General features: G+C 47.4%; 22 protein-coding genes. 6 read left to right on the plus strand and 16 right to left on the minus strand.

Annotated features, from left to right (window positions below):
- Positions 1-22: 22 nt before the first annotated feature.
- The 10 genes from POF51_RS09790 to POF51_RS09835 form a co-directional block, all read right to left on the minus strand.
- On the minus strand, positions 23-853 hold the full coding sequence (locus tag POF51_RS09790) for a protein-glutamine gamma-glutamyltransferase (protein ID WP_069846911.1): 831 nt from the start codon (positions 851-853) through the stop codon (positions 23-25).
- A gap of 385 nt (positions 854-1,238) precedes the next feature.
- Positions 1,239-2,150: a DMT family transporter gene (locus tag POF51_RS09795; RefSeq protein ID WP_271755310.1), complete on the minus strand. Its 912-nt coding sequence runs from the start codon at positions 2,148-2,150 to the stop codon at positions 1,239-1,241.
- 163 nt (positions 2,151-2,313) lie between these two features.
- The gene (locus POF51_RS09800) at positions 2,314-3,012 is read right to left on the minus strand and encodes an LrgB family protein (protein ID WP_069846915.1); all 699 of its coding nucleotides are present in this window, start codon (positions 3,010-3,012) and stop codon (positions 2,314-2,316) included.
- On the minus strand, positions 2,990-3,379 hold the full coding sequence (locus tag POF51_RS09805) for a CidA/LrgA family protein (RefSeq protein ID WP_069846917.1): 390 nt from the start codon (positions 3,377-3,379) through the stop codon (positions 2,990-2,992). Before POF51_RS09805 ends, POF51_RS09800 begins: the two co-directional genes overlap by 23 nt.
- Positions 3,380-3,493: 114 nt before the next feature.
- A complete protein-coding gene (locus POF51_RS09810; RefSeq protein WP_271755311.1) occupies positions 3,494-4,390 on the minus strand; it encodes a LysR family transcriptional regulator in 897 nt (298 codons plus the stop codon).
- Between the two features lie 111 nt (positions 4,391-4,501).
- The gene (locus tag POF51_RS09815; protein WP_069846922.1) at positions 4,502-5,614 is read right to left on the minus strand and encodes an Ig-like domain-containing protein; all 1,113 of its coding nucleotides are present in this window, start codon (positions 5,612-5,614) and stop codon (positions 4,502-4,504) included.
- Positions 5,615-5,707: 93 nt separating this feature from the next.
- Complete coding sequence (locus tag POF51_RS09820) at positions 5,708-6,895, minus strand: ROK family transcriptional regulator (RefSeq protein WP_083261620.1); 1,188 nt, start codon at positions 6,893-6,895, stop codon at positions 5,708-5,710.
- A 138-nt stretch (positions 6,896-7,033) separates the two neighbouring features.
- Positions 7,034-7,951 (minus strand): homoserine O-acetyltransferase MetA, encoded by a 918-nt coding sequence (gene metA, locus POF51_RS09825; RefSeq protein WP_069846925.1) that lies wholly within the window; start codon positions 7,949-7,951, stop codon positions 7,034-7,036.
- Between the two features lie 142 nt (positions 7,952-8,093).
- Entirely contained in the window at positions 8,094-9,353 is a 1,260-nt protein-coding gene (locus POF51_RS09830) for a Glu/Leu/Phe/Val family dehydrogenase (protein WP_271755312.1), read from the minus strand.
- A gap of 199 nt (positions 9,354-9,552) precedes the next feature.
- A complete protein-coding gene (locus POF51_RS09835) occupies positions 9,553-11,001 on the minus strand; it encodes a nicotinate phosphoribosyltransferase (RefSeq protein WP_017249971.1) in 1,449 nt (482 codons plus the stop codon).
- 145 nt (positions 11,002-11,146) lie between these two features.
- Between POF51_RS09835 and POF51_RS09840 the strand changes: the two genes are divergently transcribed.
- From POF51_RS09840 to POF51_RS09855, 4 genes are all read left to right on the plus strand, one after another.
- A complete protein-coding gene (locus tag POF51_RS09840; protein ID WP_271755387.1) occupies positions 11,147-11,788 on the plus strand; it encodes an MOSC domain-containing protein in 642 nt (213 codons plus the stop codon).
- Between the two features lie 24 nt (positions 11,789-11,812).
- Positions 11,813-12,499, plus strand: coding sequence for a 23S rRNA pseudouridine(2604) synthase RluF (rluF, locus tag POF51_RS09845; protein WP_017249969.1), 687 nt, complete (start codon positions 11,813-11,815; stop codon positions 12,497-12,499).
- A 189-nt stretch (positions 12,500-12,688) separates the two neighbouring features.
- On the plus strand, positions 12,689-13,957 hold the full coding sequence (gene thrC / locus POF51_RS09850) for a threonine synthase (protein WP_271755313.1): 1,269 nt from the start codon (positions 12,689-12,691) through the stop codon (positions 13,955-13,957).
- 187 nt (positions 13,958-14,144) lie between these two features.
- Positions 14,145-14,345, plus strand: a complete 201-nt coding sequence (locus POF51_RS09855) for a cold-shock protein (protein WP_007721941.1) — start codon at positions 14,145-14,147, stop codon at positions 14,343-14,345.
- 179 nt (positions 14,346-14,524) lie between these two features.
- On the opposite strand, the gene POF51_RS09860 is transcribed toward POF51_RS09855, so the two are convergent.
- Positions 14,525-15,184 (minus strand): Crp/Fnr family transcriptional regulator, encoded by a 660-nt coding sequence (locus POF51_RS09860; protein ID WP_069846932.1) that lies wholly within the window; start codon positions 15,182-15,184, stop codon positions 14,525-14,527.
- A gap of 178 nt (positions 15,185-15,362) precedes the next feature.
- Here POF51_RS09860 and POF51_RS09865 point away from each other — a divergent pair, with 178 nt between their 5' ends.
- Positions 15,363-16,076 carry an alpha/beta fold hydrolase gene (locus tag POF51_RS09865; RefSeq protein WP_271755314.1) on the plus strand — a complete coding sequence of 238 codons (714 nt, stop codon included), beginning with the start codon at positions 15,363-15,365 and terminating at the stop codon, positions 16,074-16,076.
- Between the two features lie 45 nt (positions 16,077-16,121).
- Here POF51_RS09865 and POF51_RS09870 read toward each other — a convergent pair whose 3' ends face one another.
- The gene (locus tag POF51_RS09870) at positions 16,122-17,546 is read right to left on the minus strand and encodes an aminotransferase-like domain-containing protein (protein ID WP_271755315.1); all 1,425 of its coding nucleotides are present in this window, start codon (positions 17,544-17,546) and stop codon (positions 16,122-16,124) included.
- Positions 17,547-17,655: 109 nt separating this feature from the next.
- Here POF51_RS09870 and POF51_RS09875 point away from each other — a divergent pair, with 109 nt between their 5' ends.
- Entirely contained in the window at positions 17,656-18,579 is a 924-nt protein-coding gene (locus POF51_RS09875) for a DMT family transporter (RefSeq protein WP_069846939.1), read from the plus strand.
- 63 nt (positions 18,580-18,642) lie between these two features.
- Here the strand turns inward: POF51_RS09875 and POF51_RS09880 are convergent, their stop codons facing one another.
- The 4 genes from POF51_RS09880 to POF51_RS09895 all read right to left on the minus strand — a co-directional run bounded on the left by POF51_RS09880 (position 18,643) and on the right by POF51_RS09895 (position 22,895).
- Positions 18,643-19,635, minus strand: coding sequence for a hypothetical protein (locus tag POF51_RS09880; RefSeq protein ID WP_069846941.1), 993 nt, complete (start codon positions 19,633-19,635; stop codon positions 18,643-18,645).
- Positions 19,616-20,188: an RNA polymerase sigma factor gene (locus POF51_RS09885; RefSeq protein ID WP_069846944.1), complete on the minus strand. Its 573-nt coding sequence runs from the start codon at positions 20,186-20,188 to the stop codon at positions 19,616-19,618. Before POF51_RS09885 ends, POF51_RS09880 begins: the two co-directional genes overlap by 20 nt.
- Positions 20,189-20,437: 249 nt before the next feature.
- On the minus strand, positions 20,438-20,764 hold the full coding sequence (locus POF51_RS09890; protein ID WP_069846946.1) for a DUF1904 family protein: 327 nt from the start codon (positions 20,762-20,764) through the stop codon (positions 20,438-20,440).
- Positions 20,765-20,837: 73 nt separating this feature from the next.
- On the minus strand, positions 20,838-22,895 hold the full coding sequence (locus POF51_RS09895; RefSeq protein ID WP_069846948.1) for an ABC transporter ATP-binding protein: 2,058 nt from the start codon (positions 22,893-22,895) through the stop codon (positions 20,838-20,840).

Here is a 22,895-nt window from a genome sequence, read left to right on the forward strand (position 1 = left end):
TGGCAGGAGGCTTTTGTTCGTTTTACCACTCCCAAGACAAAGATCCGATCTGCGCTGAAATTCGACTGCTCACTTGTATGGGAAGTCCAGAAGCTCGCATGGTGGAACGACCGTTGTCGTAGGGAAACAGGTAGGCGAAACCAGGCCGAGTCGCCTGATTGACCAGATAGGCAGACCTCATTGCTCCCGCTCTTCGTTGTTCATTCAAAAATGCTACCATCTCACTCGCTCGTTTGATCCCCGCACCATGTCCGTAATACAAGCCATTGCCGAGCACGACTGCATTTTCTCCTTGCCACTGAGGTGTCGCGCGATCGTAATCAGGATTGGCAAAATAAATCACATCACCAGGCAAGAAGGTATTTGTCCGCAATGTTTGCAAGTCTAGATCCTGATCGTACCGCCAGTCATATAGTAAGATGTCCGCAAACATTCTCTCAAAATCGGGTAAACGAATGGACTGTAGGACTGCATGATAAATAATAACGACCATCGCGGTTGCGCACTCTGTAGCGTATTTCTGGCCCTCACGAAAAATATTAATAATCCCGCTGGATGGCAACACTCCCGGTCGCAAGCGGAATCCGCCCTGGTCTGTTCGAATCCAGTAAGCTGGATTGGCACGAGATTCTTCAAAAGTAGAAAAGGCCAGGCCGCTTTCGTTCAGTGCCAAGGCAGACCTCACCAGATGATCGCGCATTTTCAGTTCAAATTGCAGGAGCTCAGGAGTCGGATATTCAAATACTTCATCACTTCGTGCCATAATCGCTACCGTTTCACGCTGTACCGGATTTAATCCCCATTCCGCTGCCAACGAGGCGGGATTAGCTGGTCTCCCCGCTATGACGATCATATACAACCTCCCCTTCACACACTGTCCTTCTTATTTGTATGCGAATGCCCATGTCCAAGTGATCGACTAAGAAAAACCATGAGTCAACATAGTGGAGGAGAAGAAAAAGCACCGTTCTCTTCGACTCTGACACGCCAGCATGGGGGATTCACTGGACGTCTCCACTACAAAAAGGGGACCGTCGAGCCAAAGCCACCCTACGGGCGGAAGATTCTCAAGGGAGAAGTGTTCGACAAGCGTGGTCCCCTTTTTGTAGTTCCGACTGGGTAGGCGTTGTCAAGGTCTACGAGCCCTGTGCTTTTTCTTCCTCACTAGCCTTGTGCGCTGATTGGTACCTTCTAATAAAAAAATCCCCCACCTGTTTGACCAGACGAGGGATCCCTTTTTAGCCTTGTGCTTGCTTGACTGTATGTGGTGTCGGGGGCGAGACGTGCTTTAAGCGTGAGAACATATAGCAGCCGACAATGACGATTACACTGCCGAGCAATTGGATGATGGTCATACGTTCCCCGAGCAAAAGAAAGGCGAGAATGGCTGTAAAAATGGGATTGAAATTGAGGAACATACCGGCTGAGGTTGCGCCTACCTTTTGCACACCGATATTCCACAACACCATGCTGACGACAGTCGCCATTACACCAACGTAGAACAACGACAGCCAGAACGTCCAGTCTGTGTTGCTAATCGTAAATGTGGTGACATTAAAGGGCAGCATCAGCGCGACACCGAAAATCCCCGAGTACAGTGTGGACATCATCGGCGAGACCGTCTTCATCGCCCAACGCCCGCATACGGAGTAAATCCCCCACATGGCGACAGCGGCGAGCATCCACAAATCACCCGTGTTAAAGTGCAATTGGGACAAGTGTGCGAAGTCTCCTTTTGTCATCACCACAAGGACGCCTGCAAACGAGACAAGCATCGCGACAATCTGCAACGGTCGAATCTTTTCACCCACCAGCAAAAAGGAGAAAATCGCGATCGAAACCGGATTCAGCGTGGACAATAGACCGACATTGGTCGCGTCTGTCCGCTCAAGTGCCCAGAACATGAATAAATTAAAAAGTGCTACGCCGGTCACTCCCATCACTATCAAAGGAAGAAGTGCCTCTCGCGTTGGAAAAATCCGTTTTTCGCGTATCCAAACAACCGGCAACAAGCAAACAACAGCAATGAGCCAGCGCAAATTGGTCAGCGTCAAGGAAGACGCGTGCCCGACAAGGACTTTACCAACAACAAAATTTCCTCCCCAAAGGAAGCTGGTACAGAGTAATAGGACGATATATAGCGGTCTCATGTTGCCTCCTGCCAAGATGAAAGAGTTATGGAGCTTTTATTTGTCCTCTATCATACACCTTTCGCCAGCATTTGGGCGGTCACGTTGCACTTTCCATTTTTATCCTTTTAAAATCCAAATCCATGAGTGAAATAAAAAAAGGGCTATCTAACAGCCCCTTCCTTCACACAGCCAGCCACGACATGATCACCGGCAGCAAGGTAAACGCCCACACCACCGTAATCATCGCTCCGGCGATCACAGCCAAAGTCGCACTGCTTCCTTCTGTTTCCCCACGCTCAAAAGCTTTGACCATCCCCAACGCATGTGCGCCCATTCCGTACATCAAGCCGATGGACACAGGATGACGGAGCCTCATTCTCTTGATGATTTTAGGAGCCAAAAAAACGCCTGCAAAGCTGGTCAGCATCCCGAAAACGGCCGTCATCGTAGGCAAACCGCCAATCGCCTCCGTTACGCTCACCGCAATTGGCAAGGTAATCGAGCGAGGAATGACGCTAAGCGCCGCTTCTTTTCCCAATCCGACTAACATCGTCGTGGAGACACCTGCAATGATAGCGATGAGGGAACCCGTAGCAAGACTCGTCAAAATCATCCGGCGATGCGCCATTAACACCGACCAATTTCGGTACAGCGGAATCGCAAACGCCACTGTGACTACGCTCATCATCTCACTAATGAGCGAGGTCGCTTCACTGTACACCTGATAAGGAATGCCTGCGAAAAGCAAAAACAGAATCAAACCGATCGGCGCCAATATGGCCGGAGAAAACAGCAGAGACGGTCTTTTCTTGTTGAACCTTTTTGCTGCATAGAAGAAAACGAGTGTCAGGAGCACGCTAGACGTTTTCCACAGGATCATGCTGTTTCACCTCTCCACGATTGAACATACGCTCAGCAATAACACCTGTCGAAATCATCACAAGCGCACAACCGCTTACGACTACCACAAGCACCAGTAATCCTTTTATTCCTAATAACCATGGATATTGCATCATCCCGACCAGCGATGGTACGAAAAACAGGATCATCTGCGAGAATAACAGAGTCGCCCCTGCTTCCACCCACTGTAGACGAATCAAGCCGATATATAGACAAATGAACAAAAGCGCGAGTCCGATCAGACTGCCGGGAACAGGAAGGTGAAAAAACGAGCTCACCCATTTCCCGAGCCAGGTGAAACCGAACAATAGCAAAACTTGTGCAATGATGGAGAACCATCTTTTCATCGAGACCACCCCAGTTGCTCTACAAAGGTTGTTCAAAAAGTCACCTTTTGAACGAGTTACCTTCATTCTAAGCCGTCTCGATTCCATTCGTACAATACATAAAAATCATCATTTCTATTCCATTTGGTTATGGCTGTACATTTTCTCTACAAACGATATGAAAGCCTTTGTCGCATGCGATAAATACCCTTCTTTTCGATAAATCAAAGCATACTGCCAGTCAATCACTGGGTAGGAAATGTTGACGGTGTGCAAATTCCCGTTATTCAAGCGTCTCACGATGGAGCGTGGAATGAGTGATATCCCTAGTTGAGTAGCCACCATCTCTCCGACAAAATCCCATAAAGAGCTCATGTAAGCGACTTTCGGTTCAAAGCCGGACAGCTTGCACGCTTGGCGCACTACATCGTGCATCGCGTACTCTTCGGTAAACAAAATGAAAGCCTCGTCCTTAAGCTGTTCCAAGCTCACCTCATCGGCTCCCGCCAGCCAATGATCCCGATGAACGATCGCGACGAGGTCCTCTGCGAGCAAGGGAACCGCCACAAATTTCTCCTGATCCGTTAGAAGAACCGTTAATGCCACATCGATGCTTCCTTGCTCCATTTGGATTTCAAGCAGCTTGGCGCTGTATTCCTTCATCTCGATATCGATGCCTGGATACTGCTTTTTAAACAAGGCAATCACATTCGGCAAGAGAAAAGAACCCACGGTCGGCATCATACCCAGCTTGACCCGACCACGCTCGACATTTCGCAATTCTGCAATCGATGACGACATACCTTCCATCAGCTGCAACACTTTGGTCGCATAGCTGTAGACCATTTCCCCTGCGTCTGTCAGATCCATTTTCCGCTCCGTCCGATCCAGCAGAACTACCTCTAGCTCTTCTTCCAATGCCTTGATCATTTTGCTGATAGAAGGCTGGGAGACGTGGAGGGATTGCGCGGCCTTCGTAAAGTTTTTATGTTTGACTACTTCCACAAAGTAATGCAGCTGTCGAATATCCATGGTGCCCTCCGTCTTCGTCCAATCAAAAGCGTTAGCTACAGATTACCACAGGCGAGAGTATGCAAAAAAGCCAGGTACGCAGTCGCGCCCTGGCTTTTCCTCCAGCTTGAGTTACTTCACGGTTACCTGTATTTTTACGACTTTTCCATTATACGTAGCGGCAATCGTTGCGCGACCTGCTTTCACAGCCGTGAGCTTGCCATCCGCTACAGTCACAACGGAGCTGTTCGTGGAGATCCAGTCTGCATCGACTGTGACATCGACCTTGGTTTTGTCGGTATAGACAGCAGATACCTTCAAGTCTTTTGATTCGCCGACTTTGAGATCTGCCTTTTTCGTGTCAAATTCTAGCTTGGAGATAATAGCAGACTCTACAGGGATCGAGATTGTCTTTCCACCGTAAGTTGCTTTGATTCTCGCTTTGCCAGAACCTACAGTTGTCACGACTCCGTTTTCAACTGTGGCGACTTTTTCATCGTCGGATGTCCACTTGGCTTTGCTTGTTACATCGACCTTTTCTTTGCTAGACAAGATAGCCAGCAGCGTAACCGACTGGGTAGTGCCTGGACGCAGATACAGCTTTTTCTTATCGCTGTCCAGCTTGGAGACGACATCCACCTCTACTGGAATGGATACGTTTTTTCCACCGTACTTCACTTTGAGTTTCGCTGTGCCCGAACTTACTGCTGTAACCAAACCATTCGTGACCGTTACGATTTCCGTATCATCGCTTTCCCACTCTGCATTGGCGGTTACATCAGAGGTAGACTTGTCTGAGAAGGTTGCTGTTGCGTTTACCTGCTTCGTGCCTCCCACGTTGAGAACCAGTTTCTTCTGGTCAGCAGTGAGCTTGGAAATCACATCGATCTCAACAGGGACACTCACACTTTTGCCCCCGAAGCTTGCTTTCACTCTTGTTTTACCGGAACTAACAGCGGTTACCAAGCCTTTTTCAACGCGTGCGATGTCACTGTCAGAGGAAGTCCACTCTGCTTGCTGTGTGACGTCTTCCGTTGTTTTATCCGTGTATTGCACGCGGACGTTCAACTGCTGCGTCCCCGCTTTTTTCAATTTTATTGTCTTTGTATCAACCACAAGCTTGGAAATCTTCTTCTGCGTACTTGTCGTCGCAGAATTTGCCAATGCCGGTACTTGGCCGACACTGGAAAAGATCAGCCCAACGGTAACAGCCGTAGCGAGCATACCTTTTTGCCAGTTTCTCATGCTCACATCCCACTCCTTTTCCTCTCTACTTTTCCACCATTTTCTATATCGGCTAAACTGCCGTACTTGTTGAATACAAAATGGCAAAGAAAGTCATGATTCTTCTGCCCATGTCCCTGCCAAGGGAGCAAAGTGCTGCATCGCCAAAGCTCCTGCCCCCATCACGATTGCCTCCCCCTTCAATTCGGAAGGAATGACGCGAAATTTCCCCTTGAATGGCTCCCAGATCACTTGATCACTATGCTCCTCGACCAAATCAATGATTTCGCGATAATTCTCCACCAAATCACCGCTTACAATCACGGTATCTGGATTGTACATGCATACAATATTGTTAATCGTGATTCCGAGGTACAACGCGGTACGGGAGACGATTTCCTTCGCCCAGCGCTCTTCGTTTCTCGCTGCCGCGAACACCTGACGGACATCACTGACATCCTTCACCCGACGCGCTTCCATGATCAAAGAATTTTCGTCTATGTATGTTTGCAGGCATCCGCGCTTTCCACATTCACACAGATTCCCATTCGGATCGAGCGTCGTATGCCCCAGCTCTCCAGCGCTATTGGAGCCTCCGCGAAACACTTCGCCATTGATAATTAACGCAGAGCCGATACCCGTGCCAATGCCGATCAAGGCTGTCTTGTTCGAGCCTTTGGCAGATCCGTACAAGTACTCCGAGAGGATTTTCACCTTCAAATCGTTGTCGATAACGGTTTTGATTTTCAGCCTTTTTTCAATCAAGCTAGCAAACGCTACGTCCTTCCAGTCCAGCGTAGTGGATAGCTGAACAATCCCTCGCTCATAATTAATCACCCCTGGCATCCCAATGCCGATCCCGACCACTTTTTCTAACGGAATGCCTGTCTGGTTGAGTATCCCTTCAATCTCGTTACAAATCAGTTCAGCCGTCTCTTCCGGTGTAGAATCCTGTGTTTTATGATCCATCCGGTGCTGTGCAATAATTGCTTCGCTAAAGTCCATGATCCCAAAGCTGATGCGCTTTTTTGCCATGTCCACTCCGATTGTATAAATGGCCCCCGGCTCGATGTCGAGCATAATTGCCTTCCTGCCTACACCTGATGAGGTAAGTTCTGTCTCTCGAATCAGTCCTTCTTCGCACAGCTCATTTACAAATCTGCCAATCGAGGTGGCGCTCATCCGCGTAATTTTGGCGATTTCTGCACGCGATATCGGTCTCTGCTTTTTGATAATGTCGAGGATCATTTGCTTGTTATGCTGCTTGGTCACGTCCTGATCTTGCTTCATGATTTTTTTCATCTTACAAAACTCCCATCTTGCTTGAATTCCCGGTAGTATTCCTGCGCGATTATTCTCACACTACCTGTCGCCATTTATTACGTCAACTGGGCCAAACAAAAACCATCCGAATCACCTCGGATGGTTTCTACGTTGCTATCACTTGTTGTTGTTCAAATCATACGGTGTCTCTTGGTAAACGTAATAGTTTAACCAGTTGGAAAACATCAAATTCGCATGTGCGCGCCAAGTGACAATAGGCTCGCGATTTGGGTCGTCCTTTGGATAGTAATTACGCGGAACAGCAATATCCAAGCCTTTGTTCACATCCCGCTGGTACTCATCTTGCAGGGTGGTCGGATCATACTCGGAATGTCCTGTCACAAAAATTTGTCGACCATCCCTCGTCGCTACGATGTAAACCCCTGATTCATCAGACTCGGACAATATCTCCAATTCAGGCACTTGCTCGATGTCTTCCCTGCGATTTTCGGTATGCCTGGAATGCGGAATGTAGAAGTAGTTATCAAATCCGCGGAACAACTTCACCTTTTGCTTATTGAGTGTATGAGGGAAGATTCCGAACATTTTTTCTGGCAAAGGATGCTTCGGAACGCCAAAGTGGTGGTAAAGACCCGCTTGTGCTCCCCAACAAATATGCAAGGTCGAAGTGACGTTCTCCATTTTCCAATCGAGGATTTTTGTCAGCTCCTGCCAATACGTGACGTCTGTAAACTCGAGCTGTTCCACTGGTGCTCCGGTGATGATCATGCCATCAAATCGCTGGTCACAGATCTCCTCAAACGTTTTATAAAACATCGATAAATGTTCTTCCGACGTATTTTTGGACGTATGACTGGACATGTGCAAAAGCACGATTTCCACCTGTAGCGGTGTATTCCCCAGGAGGCGGAGCAACTGTGTTTCCGTTGTTTCCTTCACGGGCATGAGGTTGAGAATGACGATCCTGAGCGGTCGTATGTCCTGTGTGAAGGCACGGCTATCCTTCATCACAAAAATATTTTCTTGGGCGAGTATTTCCGTTGCAGGCAATTCGTCGGGCAATTTGATTGGCATAAAGATCCCCCTTTCCATCCTTTGAACACAGGTAGAAAAACAATAATCCGACAAATTCGACAAAAATACTAGACTTCCTGCCAATCCCACAGGGGAAAACGAAAAGATCCCCTTGCAAGCAAGTTGCAAGAGGTCTCTTTCCTTAAATCCAGCCGCGCCCTTCCATCGCCTCCGTAATTCGCAATAGCGAGATCATATAGGCTCCCGTGCGCAAGTCTACCTTGTATTGATCAGAGAGTTCTTTCACAGCACGATAAGCGTTAATCATTGTCGTTTGCAGCTTTTCGTTTACCTCAACCTCGGACCAGTAGTAATTCATCAGGTTTTGCACCCATTCAAAATAAGAAACCGTTACGCCACCTGCGTTGGCGAGAATATCTGGGATCACGGTAATCCCTTTTTCCCGCAAAATGGCATCCGCATCCGGTGTAGTAGGTCCATTTGCTGCTTCTGCAATCCACTTGGCCTGAATGCTGTGGGCATTCGCTGCTGTGATGACATTTTCCAATGCGGCCGGGATCAGAATATCCACTTCCAGCTCTAATAGCTGTTCATTGGAGATGACCGTACCACCTGCATACTCCAAAATGGTGGCGTTGTCTTTTAACTGCCCTACCTGTTCGATGTCTAAGCCAGCAGCATCATAAATACCTCCACGTGAGTCACTGACCGCCACGATTTTGAAGCCCAGCTCTGTCAAAAGTCTGGCAGCAATTCTTCCCGCGTTGCCGAATCCTTGAATCGCGACGGTTGTTTGTTCTGGCTTGCGTCCAGAATCTTTAAGCGCCTCTAGTATGGTAAAGACACATCCGCGGGCAGTCGCTTCGTTTCTTCCTTTGGAACCGCCGACGCTCAGCGGTTTTCCCGTGATCACTCCCGGAGAATAGGTGCCTTTTAATCGACTGTACGTATCCATCATCCACCCCATGATTTGTGGGGTCGTATACACATCGGGTGCAGGTATGTCTGTCTCCGGTCCGACAATATCAGCGATAGCTTCCATGAAGCCGCGGCTGACTCGTTCCAGCTCGTTTTTGCTGAATTCGTGAGGATCACATATGACGCCACCTTTTCCACCGCCATAAGGAAGACCAACCACGCCACATTTGAATGACATCCACATGGAGAGCGCCTTGACTTCATCCATCGTCACATCCGGATGAAAGCGAATCCCTCCCTTGGTCGGCCCTACTGCATCATTATGCTGAGATCGGTAGCCTTCAAAGACACGCACGCTACCATCGTCCATCTTGACAGGAAAACTGACAGCCAATACTCGTTTAGGTCGCTTTAAAATTTCTACAGCATCGCTTCGCAATCCCAACAGTGCCGCTGCAGCATCAATCTGTTTCTGCACAATCTCGTATGGATTCAGGTTTTCTTTCTCTACAGTATTTAGCATCTCTCTTCCTCCCCAATACTTTTCACACGCATTTTCCACATCACCTTGGCGCAGAGCTAAAGGATGAATGGAGTAATTATATACGATGCAAGTAAATTCAGACAATTTATTTTCTTTTTTTTCACATTATTGTGTTATTTTTGGGAAACAAAATAAAAAACGCCCGATGCATCCTCTCGACACATCAGACGTTTTTCTCTTATTTTTTCAAATACGTCTTCATCAGCTTTGTTTTCGTCTCCCACATCTCTTCGCTGATGTGCAGACGGTAATGCTCCGGATTCAGCATGCGCAAGTATTCAGGCCAGAACAGCTTGAGTTGCTCACGATGGTAGTTGCGAATCTCTTGAAGGTTCGGCAGTTCATAGACCAGTTCCCCATCCACAAATACCGGAATTAGCAACGACTCTGCCTGATAGTTCTCCAAATGCTTGCTCAAATACGTATGGCTCGGATGGAACAAATGGAGAGGTCCTCCATCATCGACTGTTGTTTCATGTGGGAAGCACATATAGTCAGCAATCGCTTTGCCTGTTTCCGGATCAATCAATCGGTACATATCTTTGATACCTGGCGTTGTGACTTTTTCCGGATTCCCGGAGATTTTGATGGTCGGCTGATATTCTCCGTCCGCTCCTTCACGCGCCACCAGCTTGTATACGCCTCCGAGTGTCGGCTGATCCGCTGCCGTGATGAGCTGCGTTCCTACTCCCCAGCTATTTACGCGTGCTCCTTGTACCTTCAGGTTCATAATCGTGTGCTCATCGAGATCGTTGGAAGCGACAATTTGCACATCGGTCATGCCTGCCTTATCAAGCATTTCGCGAGTCTTGCAGGACAAGTACGTCAAGTCGCCACTGTCCAAGCGCACCGCCGTCAGCTTTTTACCTTGTTTCTCCAGGCGTTTTCCGACCTTAATTGCATTAGGCACGCCGCTTTTGAGCGTATCATACGTATCGACCAGCAAGGTTACCTGTCCTGGTAGAGCTGCTGCGAAGCGCTCAAATGCTTCTTCCTCACTCTCAAAGCTCTGTACCCATGAGTGAGCGTGCGTCCCTTTTGTCGGAATGCCAAACATTTTCCCTGCCAGCATATTCGAGGTCGCGTCGAAACCCGCCAAATACGCTGCCCGCGTCCCCCACAACGCAGCATCTGCCTCCTGCGCCCTTCTTGTTCCGAACTCCATAAGAACATCATTGCCCGCCACGTTTTTAATCCGCGAAGCTTTGGTCGCAATCAGCGTCTGGTAGTTCATGTAGTTCAACAGGGCCGTCTCAACCAGCTGTGCCTCCATGACACGCCCCTCTACGCGAATCAGCGGCTCGTTCGGGAAAACCACGGTACCTTCCTTCACGGAATAGAGCGAGCCCTTAAAACGAAGCTGGCGCAGCTCTTCCAAAAACTTCGGATCGTAGTTCTCCTCCTGCTCACTCAAATACTTGAGATCGCTTTCTTCAAAGCTCAAATTTTTTATATAAGAAACAATGCGTTCCAATCCGGCAGATACGGCGTATCCGTTTCCAAAAGGTAGCTTTCGGAAAAATGCTTCGAAAACGACCTTCTGATTGTGCGTTCCGTTCACCCAATGGGCGTACATCATGTTGATCTGATATTTATCTGTGTGTAGTGCCACACCAAATGATTGCATGTCACTGAGGCCTCCTGTGTATTCCTTTCTATCATCATACCAGAAGCGTCCGCTGGTGCCCATCCGCTGTGGAGGATATGAGGGAATGTGGTATAGTATGGGGATAAAAAGAGAAGCAATCGTGCAGGCTGGGAGTGAGTATAAGTTGAACAGAAAAGTCGTTACGATTAGTAAAGGTTTGCCTAAAAGTAATATGTACAACGGTAAGGAATATCTCTCCGGCATTTGGAAGGAAGAAGCAGATGAGCTCGTTGTCCGTTCCGAGAAAATTGATGACGACGATATCGCGAATCCAGAGTACCATGGCGGCCCAGACCGCGTCGTCTGTGCGTATCCTTTTGAACATTATGCCCATTGGGAGAAGGTATTCGGCCAACCACTGACCAATGCGGCATTCGGAGAAAATCTCACGCTGGCTGGCATGACCGAGGAGCAGGTCTGCATCGGGGATGTGTATCAATTCGGTGATACCATCCTGCAAGTGACGCAAGGCAGATTTCCTTGCGCGACCATCAACAAGCGCAACAACAATAACCAGCTGCTCAAAGCGGTGGTGGAAATGGGCTATACGGGCTATTTCTTCCGCGTCTTGCAGGAAGGGACGATCAAGCCAGACTCCAAGATTACCCTCATCACTGCACATCCAAAACAAGTAACGGTAGCGTCGATTCACCACTTATACTTCCACGACAAGTCACCATCCCAAGAGACGATTCAGCGTATGCTTGCGGTGGAGGAATTGGCGCAGCCTTGGCGAAAAAAACTACTGGAAAAACTGGATAAGTAGCAGTAATAGCGAAAGGAACGTCTCATGCGAATTAATAAGTTCATCAGTGAAACCGGCATTTGCTCACGAAGAGAAGCCGATAAATTAATCGAGGCCAAGCGTGTGACGATCAATGGCCAAGTCGCGGAACTGGGAAGTACGGTTGCGTCAGGAGATGATGTGCGCATCGATGGACAGCCGCTCGGTTCCAAAAAGAAAGATGTCTACATCGCCTTGAACAAGCCTGTCGGAATTACGTGTACCACTGAACTGCACGTCAAAGGCAACATCATTGATTTCGTCAATCACCCGGAACGTATTTTTCCTATCGGGCGACTGGATAAGGATTCGCAAGGTCTCATCCTGTTAACTAATGACGGGGATATCGTAAACAAAGTTTTGCGTGCTGAGAACAATCATGACAAAGAGTACATCGTCACCGTAGACAAGCCCATCACGGCGAATTTCTTACACGGAATGGCAAACGGCGTACGTATTCTCGGAACAACTACAAAGCCTTGCAAAGTAACCAAAGTCAGCGACCGCGTCTTCAATATCGTGCTGACGCAAGGGCTGAATCGGCAAATCAGACGGATGTGCCAGGCTTTTGGTTATCAGGTGCGAAAGCTTGAACGGGTACGTATCATGAACATTATGCTGGGGAATTTGAAGTTGGGGCAATGGCGCAATCTGACGGCCAAGGAATTAACTGATCTGAATAAAAGCTTGTGAAATAGGGACGGGTTGGAGTCTGTATAGTGGCTCCTTCCCGTCTTTTGTATTTGTATGCGAATCTTTTGTTTTTACTGAAAACTCTCGTTTACACGCTCCCCGTCTCCGTTTACCATATAAAAAAACCATACGAGAGAAAAGAGGTGGAGAGATTCTCCCCGAACACTTTTTGGGGTAAATCTTGCGAGGATGAAACTGGTTTGTGTCGATTGCAGCAAGGAAGTGCCCGCCCATTTATTTGACTATCAATGCACGTGCGGTGGCTTGTTTGACATCATTCACGATACGTCAGCCATCGATGCCGAACAGCTGAAGCGCGTCTTTCATGAGCGGCTTTCCGAGCGCATTACCCCTTATGCGAGCGGAGTATGGCGCTATAAAGAGCTGATTTTCCCCGAGCTTCCTGAAGAGTACATCACGACTAAGTACGAAGGAAATACAGGGCTATACGCATCTGCACTCATCCAATCCTATGTAGGAAGCAACAGCAAGGTATGGCTGAAGGCACAAAGCGAGAATCCGAGTGGTTCATTCAAAGACAACGGGATGACTGTCGCCGTATCACACGGGCGTTCACTAGGCTATCAACGCTTCACCTGCACATCGACTGGCAATACCTCTTCCTCTCTCGCCATGTATGCTGCACTCGCCCATCACGAATCGTACGTGTTTGTCCCGAACAAAAACATTTCTTTGAATAAAGTCATGCAAACACTGGCCTACGGAGCAAAGGTCATCAGCTTTGATGGTACCTACGATGATGGCATCCGTTTTTATGAGCAATACAGCAAAGAGCTCGGCCTCTACATCTGCAATTCGATCAATCCATTCCGCATTGAAGGGCAGAAGAGTATCGTGTACGAAATTGCGCAGTACCTCAATTGGAACCTTCCCGATTGGGTGGTCATCCCTGGAGGAGCATTGAGCAATGTGACTGCTCTCGGAAAGGGCTTGCAGGATTTGAAAAACCTCGGCTTTATCGAAAAAGTTCCTCGGGTGGCGCTCGTACAAGCGGAAGGTGCTAGTCCATTCCATCGCATGGTCGCAGGCGGACACACCGAGCTGACACCTGAACCGAATCCATATACACGTGTCTCTGCGCTCAACATCGGCAATCCACCCAGCTGGAAAAAGGCACTACGTACTTTAGAAGAAACAAATGGTATTACCTGCTCCGTGACTGATCGAGAGATTCTCGACGCCAAAGCATGGGTGGATAAGAGCGGGATCGGCTGCGAGCCTGCCTCTGCTGCTACGGTCGCCGGATTGCGCAAGCTCATCGCAGGACAAGTAATCGACAAGGACGAAACAGCCGTGTGTATTTTGACAGGAAACATGCTGAAGGACACTGATGCACTGCAAGAGTATCATTTGGGGGAATCGGCACAAGCGAGCTATCCAAATAAAATTGTCTCGTCACAGCTTACGTTGAAAGAGATTGGCGCCATGCTTTCGTAACAGCTCATCTGTATTTTCTTTCGTCAACATACGCGAATTATTTGCTATCCTTTCAATATCCTGTTATGCTAGTAAAGAATTATTTTTGTTCGAAGCAACGGATAGCGTAGATAACAAATTTTCGTCTAGATGATCCTGCGAGCAAGGATAGTAATACATGTGTGTTACACACTAGGAGGCAATAACAATGGAACAAGGTACAGTAAAATGGTTTAACGCAGAAAAAGGTTTTGGTTTTATTGAGCGCGAAGGTAAAGAAGACGTATTTGTACACTTCTCTGCTATCCAAGGCGACGGTTTCAAATCCCTTGACGAAGGTCAAAAAGTTACTTTTGACGTAGAACAAGGCCAACGCGGACCACAAGCTACTAACGTTCAAAAAGTTTAATATAGCCATACACAAAAAACAGACTCCTGTAAGGGGGTCTGTTTTTTGGTTGTTTGAAACACAAATAAAAAACCCTACTCACGTAAACGGAGTAGGGAATGCTACAGAACAGTAAATGGTAGACTCAGTATAACACAGTACCTATCGCTTCCTAAAATTTTTATATTTTCAAATATAGATTATTGAACCGCAGGCAGTCTAGAACGTTGAATATCTGTAATTTGCCCCCGTGCTACACGCAGCAGCCCTTCTTTTTCCATTTTCTTTAGTGTCCGGCTAATCACCTCACGAGCAGTCCCCAGCTCAATTGCCAACTGATCATGTGTAATGGCGAGCGAATCATCCTCCGCACTTGTATGCTCGATCAAATATTCGGAAATCCGAACCCGAATGGATTTAAAATGAATATCGTCAATCAAGTTCGACATGATAATCAATCGCCGCGCAAATGATTGAAAAATATACTGACGAAAGCCTTGATGCTTCTCGATCCATTTCTTATAAATCTTCGTCGGGACGTTCAAGACCATACTCGGCTTCTCCACGCAGGCCGAAGCTTCATACACCGTTTCTCCCAATATACTAGACGCGATGAGTGGGCAGCACTCGCCAGCCGATAGCCTGTACAACGTAACCTCTCTTCCATCGCTGCTCAGTTTGAAAATGCGAACCAGCCCATCCAAGATTAATGGCGCATTCTCCAAAAACTCGCCTTCATCAATGGTAAAGTTGGCTGGAACCGTAGTGATGGAGATTCCCTCCTCTTGCCACTCTTCTAGAGTAAGTGCTGCCAGACTTGGAAAACGTGCAAGGACTTCCGCAATCTGCTCCTTTTGCATATGGACGAAGAACCTCCTTGTGAAAAAAATAACTTGGTGACAAAGTCACAGATTACCGATACAGATTTTTATTATTATTGCACTCAAGAGGCACGAACACAAGAACACCCTGTTTAATCAGAAATCGCTTCGTTAACACTAACGAACGATCATCATGAAACGAAGGAGATGTATGTAAATGAGTACTTTTGTATTGGTTCATGGAGCTTGCCAAGGTGAATGGGTATGGGAAAAAGTAAAACCTGCGCTGGAAGCATTGGGACACAAGGTCGCGACGTTGGACTTGCCTGGAAGTGGACAAGACATGACACCTCCTCAGCAGGTAACACTGGATCTCTACGTCGAGAAAGTATCTGACCTGATCAAGCAACAAAACGATAAAGTAATCCTTGTCGGACACAGCATGGGTGGCGTCGTCATTACGCAAACAGCTGAAAAAGTACATGACAAAATTGATAAGCTCGTCTACCTTTGCGCATTCTTGCCGAAAAACGGGGAAAGTCTCATAAGCAAGTCTGAAGGAGAAAAAGGCCCGGAATTCGAATTGAATGAAGCCGACATGACGCTGGCTCCGAAGCTCGAGACTGTGGAAGGGACATTTTTCAACGCGGTTGAGGATGAGGCACTGAGGCTGGCGTCGATGAAGCGTTGCCGTCCGCAAGCGCTGGCTCCGTTTACACAACCAGTGCAAATTACCGAGGAGAAATTCGGAAGCGTTGATCGCGTCTATATTGAAACAACTTTAGACAACGCGATCCCAATCGATTTCCAACGCAGAATGAACACAGAAACACCTTGCAGCAAAGTCATTACACTGGAAGCCGATCATGCGCCTTTCTTGTCGAAACCAGAAGAGCTGGTGAATCTTCTCGATCAAGTAAGCAAATCATAAGGTAAGGAAAACAAGGCTGTGGACCATCATGTCGGCAGCCTTTCTTCATTCCTTTCTATCCAACAGGCGAACCGTACGGACGAGCCTTTGCAATCCATCCCGCAGCTGTTGTTCATTCAAATAAGAATAACTGATGCGTATCCAAGAGCTTAACTCTCGCAGCGGGTCACAGATCGCACCGGGTACAAACGTAATGGATTGCTCTATGCATTTGCCCAAAAGACTTTCTATCGGGACGGAATCAGGAAGCTTCACCCATAAATTAAAGCCCCCTGGTGGGCTGGTCCACTCCCAGTCGGTCATAGACAGTTCTTCCTCCATGATTTCCCGGCGAATGGCCAGTGCAATCCGCAGCTTCGCCAAATGCTGCTGCATCCGTTCGGAGAAGAAATAATGCAAAAAAATCTTTTGATTCAACAGAGGCGCTCCACTGTCAGACAGTGATTTCGCTTGAATCAAATACTTCATAATAGATGGCCGGCATGCCACAGTTGCAATGCTTAGCCCCGGTGCGATGTACTTGCTAAAGCTGCGCAGATAGATGACATAGCCCGCCGTGTCGTAAGAAAAAAACGGCAGTGGAGGCTCATCGCCGAAGTAAATATCGCGGCACGGATCATCCTCTACGATTAGACACTGATACTTCGCAGCCAGCTCCACCAGTCTCTTCCGTTGTTCAGCCGGAACTGTATAACCCGTTGGATTATGAAAGGTCGGATTGAGATAAAACAGGCGCGGTTTTTCTTTTTGCATCAACCGTTCAACCTGCTCCAAATCATATCCATGCGGCGTAATCTCGATGGGAATCATATTGGCGCCCTGTCTTCTGAATACATCAATGGCAGGACTGTAAGTAGGTCTCTCAATCAACACGACATCACGCGGCTTTACAAGGACTCTGGCAACCAAATCAATCGCTTCCTGCGAACCAGATGTAATCATCAGCTCATCAGGTGACAGGTGAAAATGATAACGGCTGATATAATAACTGCACAGTGCTTCCCGTAGCTCCTGATCTCCCTGTGTGGTTGAGTAGGTACCCAGTACCTTTGGATACAAATCAAACACTTTCTTCACGTACTCGGAAAAATAAAGATTGGGCAATAAATTCGGATCGATTAATGCTTTGGAAAATTGATAAGTCGCCTGCACCTGATGTATTTCCGAAAGGTGACTCTTGTGCACGTAGGCAGACACAATTGGATCATTCATCGAATCCACTGGCAGACTGCTCGATTGTACATAATACCCAGACTTATCCTTCACGTACACATGGCGGTTTTGCTTTAATAATTGAAATGCTTTAAAAACCGTCAGGCGATGCACATTCAATTCCAACGCCAGCGTTCGAACAGAAGGGAGCTTTTCATGTGCCCTCCACTCATCGCGTCTGATTCGTTCCAGAAGATAGTCATACACTTGTTCGAACAGCTTATCAGAATGACTGTTTGAAAGAGCCTTCCTTTTCATGCCGCTCCCCCCTTCCCCCATGATAATGGATGGATCTCTGTATCTGTTCTATTCTATTTCATCTGTTCTATTCCCTTCCCCTTATGATGAGGAAAAGGGAGGAATCATAATGGTACTGCTTAATTATGTGGTCATGTGCTTGATATTCGGAACGACTTTTCTGGCAATCAAAGTCGGGATCGATGCTGGAGCTCCGCCGTTTTTCTCAGGAGGACTTCGGTTCTTTCTGGCAGGTGTCATTTTGTTTTCATTCATGCTCTGGAAAAAACAGGCGCGTCTCTCGCTGCTGTTTCATAAAGAAATGCTCCTTACCGGTATCGGTTTGACGTTCGGGACATTTGCCCCCTTGTATTGGGCAGAGCAGCATGTAAGTTCAGGAATTGCAGCGATATTATCTGCAACAGGCCCTCTCATGGTGATGCTGCTTCAGATTGGTATTACTCGGCAAAAGCCCCCCGGTATTGCTTTGATGGGTTGCTTGGTTGCCTTTGTCGGTGTCTTTTTGCTGATTTTACCCGGTGTGACCATCTCATTCAGTCTCCTTTGGCTTACAGGGTGCATCGCAGTCATATTCGGGGAACTCTTTTATTCTGCTGGTGCAGTATACTCCCGAAGCGTCATCCAACGGTTTCAAGATACCTCACCCATCGCTTTGAATGCGGCACAGATGATGTATGGAGGAGCCATGCTGCTTGTCTTATCGTTATTTACGGAGCAAGTGCATATTGAATCGATGCTCACGGCAAATGCGATCCTCTCGCTTCTGTACTTGGTCTTCGTTGGTTCCATGATGGGGCACACCATTTTCTATTGGCTTGTTGCCAAAACCAACCCTGTGTTTCCATCCACTTGGCTCTATATCTCTCCGTTGATTGCCTTAAGCTTGGGCGTCATCCTCTACAATGAGCCGCTTTACCTCCTGTCGTTCGTAGGGGGAATCACGATTATTGTCGGGATTATCCTGATTAATATGGATGGCTTGAAGCAGTTGATGGGGAAAAAGGCTAACAAGTTAAGTGACATTCGTCATTAAAAATAGAAAAGGAGTCTCACAACAAAGCCTGGCTCTGTGTGAGACTCCTCTATTTGCTTATCGTTATTTGGTTTCGTTGATCTGCTTAGCGATTTTGATCAACTCGTCTTTGGATGCCACTTTCTCGGTAGCACGCACAGAGTACTCCAGTTTTGTTCCATTTTTCACCCAGGTGATCCAATTCAGATTATCGCTATTTTTTGAAGTGTGCGTCGTGAGAACCGCTTCATTGTTGCCAATCATGATTTTTTCCAGTACCTCTGCGTTTGTTCCCGTTTTGCCTTCATCAGCTATTCGTACCTCTACCCTTACACTGCCTTTCTCTGACTTATAGGCGACACTGGTAAAATCGTACTTGTTGCTTGACGGAATTTCTGTGAAGGCGTATTCTTTGTTTTCTTTGATGGCTTTTGCCTTAAGTGCTTCGAGGTCCACCATGTACTCGTAGTTGTCTTCATAGTGTACGTCACCTTCATCGAAACGGAAGCCTCCGGCAAGCTCGGCTGGAAGCGTGAACATCTTCCCTACAACCGCCTCCATTTCCTTCCATGTTTTATAAGTCATCGGCTTAGATACCATTGTGATATACGGTTGTTTATATATTGACCAGGTTATGTTCTTTTGGATTTCTTCCTCTTCTTTTGTCGGCTTCCAGTATATAGCGACTGAGGTTCCAGGCTTCAAGCCATTAATAATTTCATTATTGACCTCATCCCGATGCTCATACATTTTCCTCCTCGCCTCCATTTTCGCCTGTTCCTCTGGGGGCATTTGCTGAATCAATCGCTGTTGTTCTTGATCGGTATGCTGCGTTATCTCGTAAACAACTTCGCCCTTCTCATTTTTCAACTGAATCATTTCCATCCCCGCCCATACAGAAGACGCTCCTACCAGCATACCTACGGTAACCAGCAAACCGATTTTCTTTTTCACGACTTTCTCCTCCTTGTTTTCCTTGGCACGAATTGCTGCCATGACTTTATGTTTGACATCGACTTTCGGGACTGGCTTCGCTCTCAGCATGTCTTGCATCCGATTAAACGGATTTTTGTCCATTAGCGGCCACCCCTTCCATCGTTGGCAAATAACGTTTGCACTTTTTCAAAACTCGTTCGAATTGCTTGCGCAGGGCAGCAGGCTTTTTGTCCATCAGCTCTGCGATTTCCTCATACTCTCTTTCCTCTAGCACACGCAGGAATAGGAGTGCTCGTTCTTCAGCGGACAATCGTTTCCAAATATGCTCGAGCGGCTCCCCAAAATAATTGCTGTCGATGCTCTCCTCGACATAATTGCGTCCATCCTGATCCCGGTTGTACAAAAAGGGCAACACACGGCTTAATTTCTTGCGCTTTAAAACATTCGCGCAATGGTTGAAAGCGATTCGGTACAGCCATGCAGAAAATGACAGCGAGTACGTATACTGTCCCAGATGCTCGTAGGCACGAAACAGGACTTCCTGGACAGCGTCTTCTGCATCTTGGCGATGACCGAGCATGTGGTAGCAGTATGTAAAGATCGGTTGTTGATAGTGATCGATAATGATTTCGTATTGCTCAAGAGAACCTGCTTTTATTTCGTTCAACAGGCGCTCTATTTCTGTTTTTTCCACTGTTTGCCCTCCTCTCACTATGAATAACAATTGGCACCTTTTGTTTGTGACACCTATTTTAGAAATTTTTGGTTGCACGAGTAAAAATTCGCTCAAAATAAAAAAGGTGCTCCACCCGTCTCGCACGAAAAATCTCGTACTTACAGAAGGAACACCCTTATTCCACGCTTGTATTCATTTGTTTATCCGTGCTCTTGTCGAATGTCTTGATTCTTTCCCGGGAAATCGACAGCACCTGTCGGCTGTGCTTTAGAAATGCTCTCCGTTGGCATAATAGCTTTCTTTTTGATAAGCGACAAATGCCATTTCCACTTCTGGGATGCCAAGAGATAAGACATGCTTCGTTACAATCTGAGCAAACTGGTCACGAACTTCTTGCCCCCGCTCGAACCATGCTACTTCGATAAAAGGAAACGACTCCACGATCTTCCCGCCAAAAACGCCTGTTGTATGCAAGCATTCGATCGTGAAATTGTCCGTGCCGCATTGGCATAGTGCAGCAAGCTCCACTGCAAGCGGTTTGCTAATCGTGGCCATTTGTTCAGCTTGGATGCCTCGAACGATAAGATGTGGCATGATGATCCCTCCTGAAAAGTCCATACTTCTATGCTCTATCTTACCGTTCAAGAGGCAAAAAGAGTAGAAAAAACTAGGTCAGAGCCGCGGCGTTTCCGTGCTTTCCTACTGCCTCTTGCACCCGCGCTTCTTTGTTTCCTTGCTGCAATTGATACATCTGATAGTACCTGCCTTGCTTCTCCATCAAGTCTTCATGCTTTCCTCGCTCTACGATTCTGCCTCGATCCAGTACGAGAATTTGATCTGCATTTTTGATCGTAGACAGGCGATGAGCAATGATGAAGGTCGTTCTCCCTTTTTTCAACACCTCAAGAGCATTTTGAATAATGCCCTCTGTTTCCGTGTCGATGCTGGCAGTCGCTTCATCCAGAATGAGGATAGCCGGGTCAAACGCGAGAGCACGCGCAAACGAAATCAATTGACGCTGCCCGAGTGAAAGCGTGCTCCCCTTCTCGATAACAGGTTCATCGAATCCTTGCGGAAGACTGCGGAACAGTTGGTCTGCCCCTACATCACACAGAGCTTTCTCTACTTTTTCAGGCGAAATCGACGGATCATCCAGACTCACATTGGAACGAATCGTTCCTGTAAATAAAAACGGGTCCTGTAAAACAATCGCCATATGCTGACGAAGCTGCTGTTTGGAAAACGCCTGCACATTGCGCCCATCAATCATAATCGCTCCACTGTTTACATCATAGAAGCGGAGTAACAGATTGATAATCGAGCTTTTTCCCGATCCCGTGTGACCAACCAGTGCCACTGTCTCTCCGGGCCATGCTTCGAATGAGATGTTTTTCAGCACGTATTGATCGTCTTTGTAGGCAAAAGAAACATCGTCAAAGCGGACATTCCCCTGATAGCAGGGAACTTTTGCTGGATCAACGTCAATGCCCTCTTCATCGAGCAGTTCAAACACGCGCGACGCCGCGACGAGAGATTGCTCCAGGTTCGCCAGTTGGTTGACGATCTGTGTCATCGGCTGGAACAAGCGATTGAGATAATCGACGAATGCGTAGAGGACACCAAGCGAGAGCAGTGTACCTATCCCGAGGGAAGCACCACCGAAATACCAGATGAACAAAACAAACGCGATATTGCGGATGAACTGAACCAGGTTAAACGAAGCGGTCGCATTGAGCCGTAGCATTTTATTTTGGTAGGTGAACAGCTCTTCGTTCAGTTCGCCAAATTCCCGCATCGTCTCCTTTTCTCTGCGAAACGCCTGAATGATCGGCATCCCTTGGATCGACTCGTTAATCATCCCGTTGATGTCACTGATGCGTGCCCGAATGACATGGTTGAATGCTGAAGCGTACTTGCGGTACAAGTAAATCCACACGACCATGATTGGCAAAATGACCAGACAAACGAACGCGAGTCGTACATCAAGCAAGAACAGCGCTGCGAAAATACCGATTAAATAAATCCCGCTCGTAATGAAGTTGCCGAGTACATTCGTAAACAGCTCACGGACTGCTTCCGTATCGTTTGTAACACGAGCAACCACCTTCCCGGCAGGGAGATGATCGAAATAATGGATGGGCAATCGTTGAATATGCGCGAACACATCCATGCGCAGTCTCTCGATGACCTGATTCGCTGATTTTTGCCATAAGAACTTTTGTCCATAGTGGAAGAGCGAAGCAACTACCAATAATCCGAAATAGAGAGCAGCCAGCGTGAACAAGCCTCTTGTCTCTGGACGGAAAAATTCGAATATCTCCTGATTGGTTAAGAGAGTGGCCTGATACTCATCTCGATCCGAACCTTTGATAATGACGAGCTTCCCATCCTCAATGGCTCGCTGCCCATCAAACTTAATCGCCTGGTTCAGGAAATAATAGTCGCTTCCTATCTGGAGAACACGAGCTTCCTCGCCTCTGCTCTCCCCTGCTGCCAGATGATCTTCTCTTGTGTAATACTTCCCTTTATATTGTACGGAACCCTCACGCTGTGCCGTCTCATACCAAGGGAATTCAATGCCCAGTATGTGCGTATTAATCATTTCTTTCGCCAAGAATGGTCCCGTTAGCTCTGCCCCAACGGATATAGAGAGCATCAGAATCGCCAAGAGGATGGTCTTTTTAAAAATCGCTGCATAGTGAACTAGCCTTTTCCCCGTCGTCAT

It is taken from the genome of Brevibacillus sp. AG (genome assembly GCF_028369215.1).
Lineage (GTDB): Bacteria > Bacillota > Bacilli > Brevibacillales > Brevibacillaceae > Brevibacillus > Brevibacillus porteri.

What these genes read in the sequence shown, in the direction of transcription:
- POF51_RS09790 (WP_069846911.1), bottom strand. Translation starts at nt 853, where the DNA reads ATGATCGTCATAGCGGGGAGACCAGCTAATCCCGCCTCGTTGGCAGCG.
- POF51_RS09795 (WP_271755310.1), bottom strand. Translation starts at nt 2,150, where the DNA reads ATGAGACCGCTATATATCGTCCTATTACTCTGTACCAGCTTCCTTTGG.
- POF51_RS09800 (WP_069846915.1), bottom strand. Translation starts at nt 3,012, where the DNA reads ATGATCCTGTGGAAAACGTCTAGCGTGCTCCTGACACTCGTTTTCTTC.
- POF51_RS09805 (WP_069846917.1), bottom strand. Translation starts at nt 3,379, where the DNA reads ATGAAAAGATGGTTCTCCATCATTGCACAAGTTTTGCTATTGTTCGGT.
- POF51_RS09810 (WP_271755311.1), bottom strand. Translation starts at nt 4,390, where the DNA reads ATGGATATTCGACAGCTGCATTACTTTGTGGAAGTAGTCAAACATAAA.
- POF51_RS09815 (WP_069846922.1), bottom strand. Translation starts at nt 5,614, where the DNA reads ATGAGAAACTGGCAAAAAGGTATGCTCGCTACGGCTGTTACCGTTGGG.
- POF51_RS09820 (WP_083261620.1), bottom strand. Translation starts at nt 6,895, where the DNA reads ATGAAAAAAATCATGAAGCAAGATCAGGACGTGACCAAGCAGCATAAC.
- metA (WP_069846925.1), bottom strand. Translation starts at nt 7,951, where the DNA reads ATGCCAATCAAATTGCCCGACGAATTGCCTGCAACGGAAATACTCGCC.
- POF51_RS09830 (WP_271755312.1), bottom strand. Translation starts at nt 9,353, where the DNA reads ATGCTAAATACTGTAGAGAAAGAAAACCTGAATCCATACGAGATTGTG.
- POF51_RS09835 (WP_017249971.1), bottom strand. Translation starts at nt 11,001, where the DNA reads ATGCAATCATTTGGTGTGGCACTACACACAGATAAATATCAGATCAAC.
- rluF (WP_017249969.1), top strand. Translation starts at nt 11,813, where the DNA reads ATGCGAATTAATAAGTTCATCAGTGAAACCGGCATTTGCTCACGAAGA.
- thrC (WP_271755313.1), top strand. Translation starts at nt 12,689, where the DNA reads ATGAAACTGGTTTGTGTCGATTGCAGCAAGGAAGTGCCCGCCCATTTA.
- POF51_RS09855 (WP_007721941.1), top strand. Translation starts at nt 14,145, where the DNA reads ATGGAACAAGGTACAGTAAAATGGTTTAACGCAGAAAAAGGTTTTGGT.
- POF51_RS09860 (WP_069846932.1), bottom strand. Translation starts at nt 15,184, where the DNA reads ATGCAAAAGGAGCAGATTGCGGAAGTCCTTGCACGTTTTCCAAGTCTG.
- POF51_RS09865 (WP_271755314.1), top strand. Translation starts at nt 15,363, where the DNA reads ATGAGTACTTTTGTATTGGTTCATGGAGCTTGCCAAGGTGAATGGGTA.
- POF51_RS09870 (WP_271755315.1), bottom strand. Translation starts at nt 17,546, where the DNA reads ATGAAAAGGAAGGCTCTTTCAAACAGTCATTCTGATAAGCTGTTCGAA.
- POF51_RS09875 (WP_069846939.1), top strand. Translation starts at nt 17,656, where the DNA reads ATGGTACTGCTTAATTATGTGGTCATGTGCTTGATATTCGGAACGACT.
- POF51_RS09880 (WP_069846941.1), bottom strand. Translation starts at nt 19,635, where the DNA reads ATGGACAAAAATCCGTTTAATCGGATGCAAGACATGCTGAGAGCGAAG.
- POF51_RS09890 (WP_069846946.1), bottom strand. Translation starts at nt 20,764, where the DNA reads ATGCCACATCTTATCGTTCGAGGCATCCAAGCTGAACAAATGGCCACG.
- POF51_RS09895 (WP_069846948.1), bottom strand. Translation starts at nt 22,895, where the DNA reads ATGACGACGGGGAAAAGGCTAGTTCACTATGCAGCGATTTTTAAAAAG.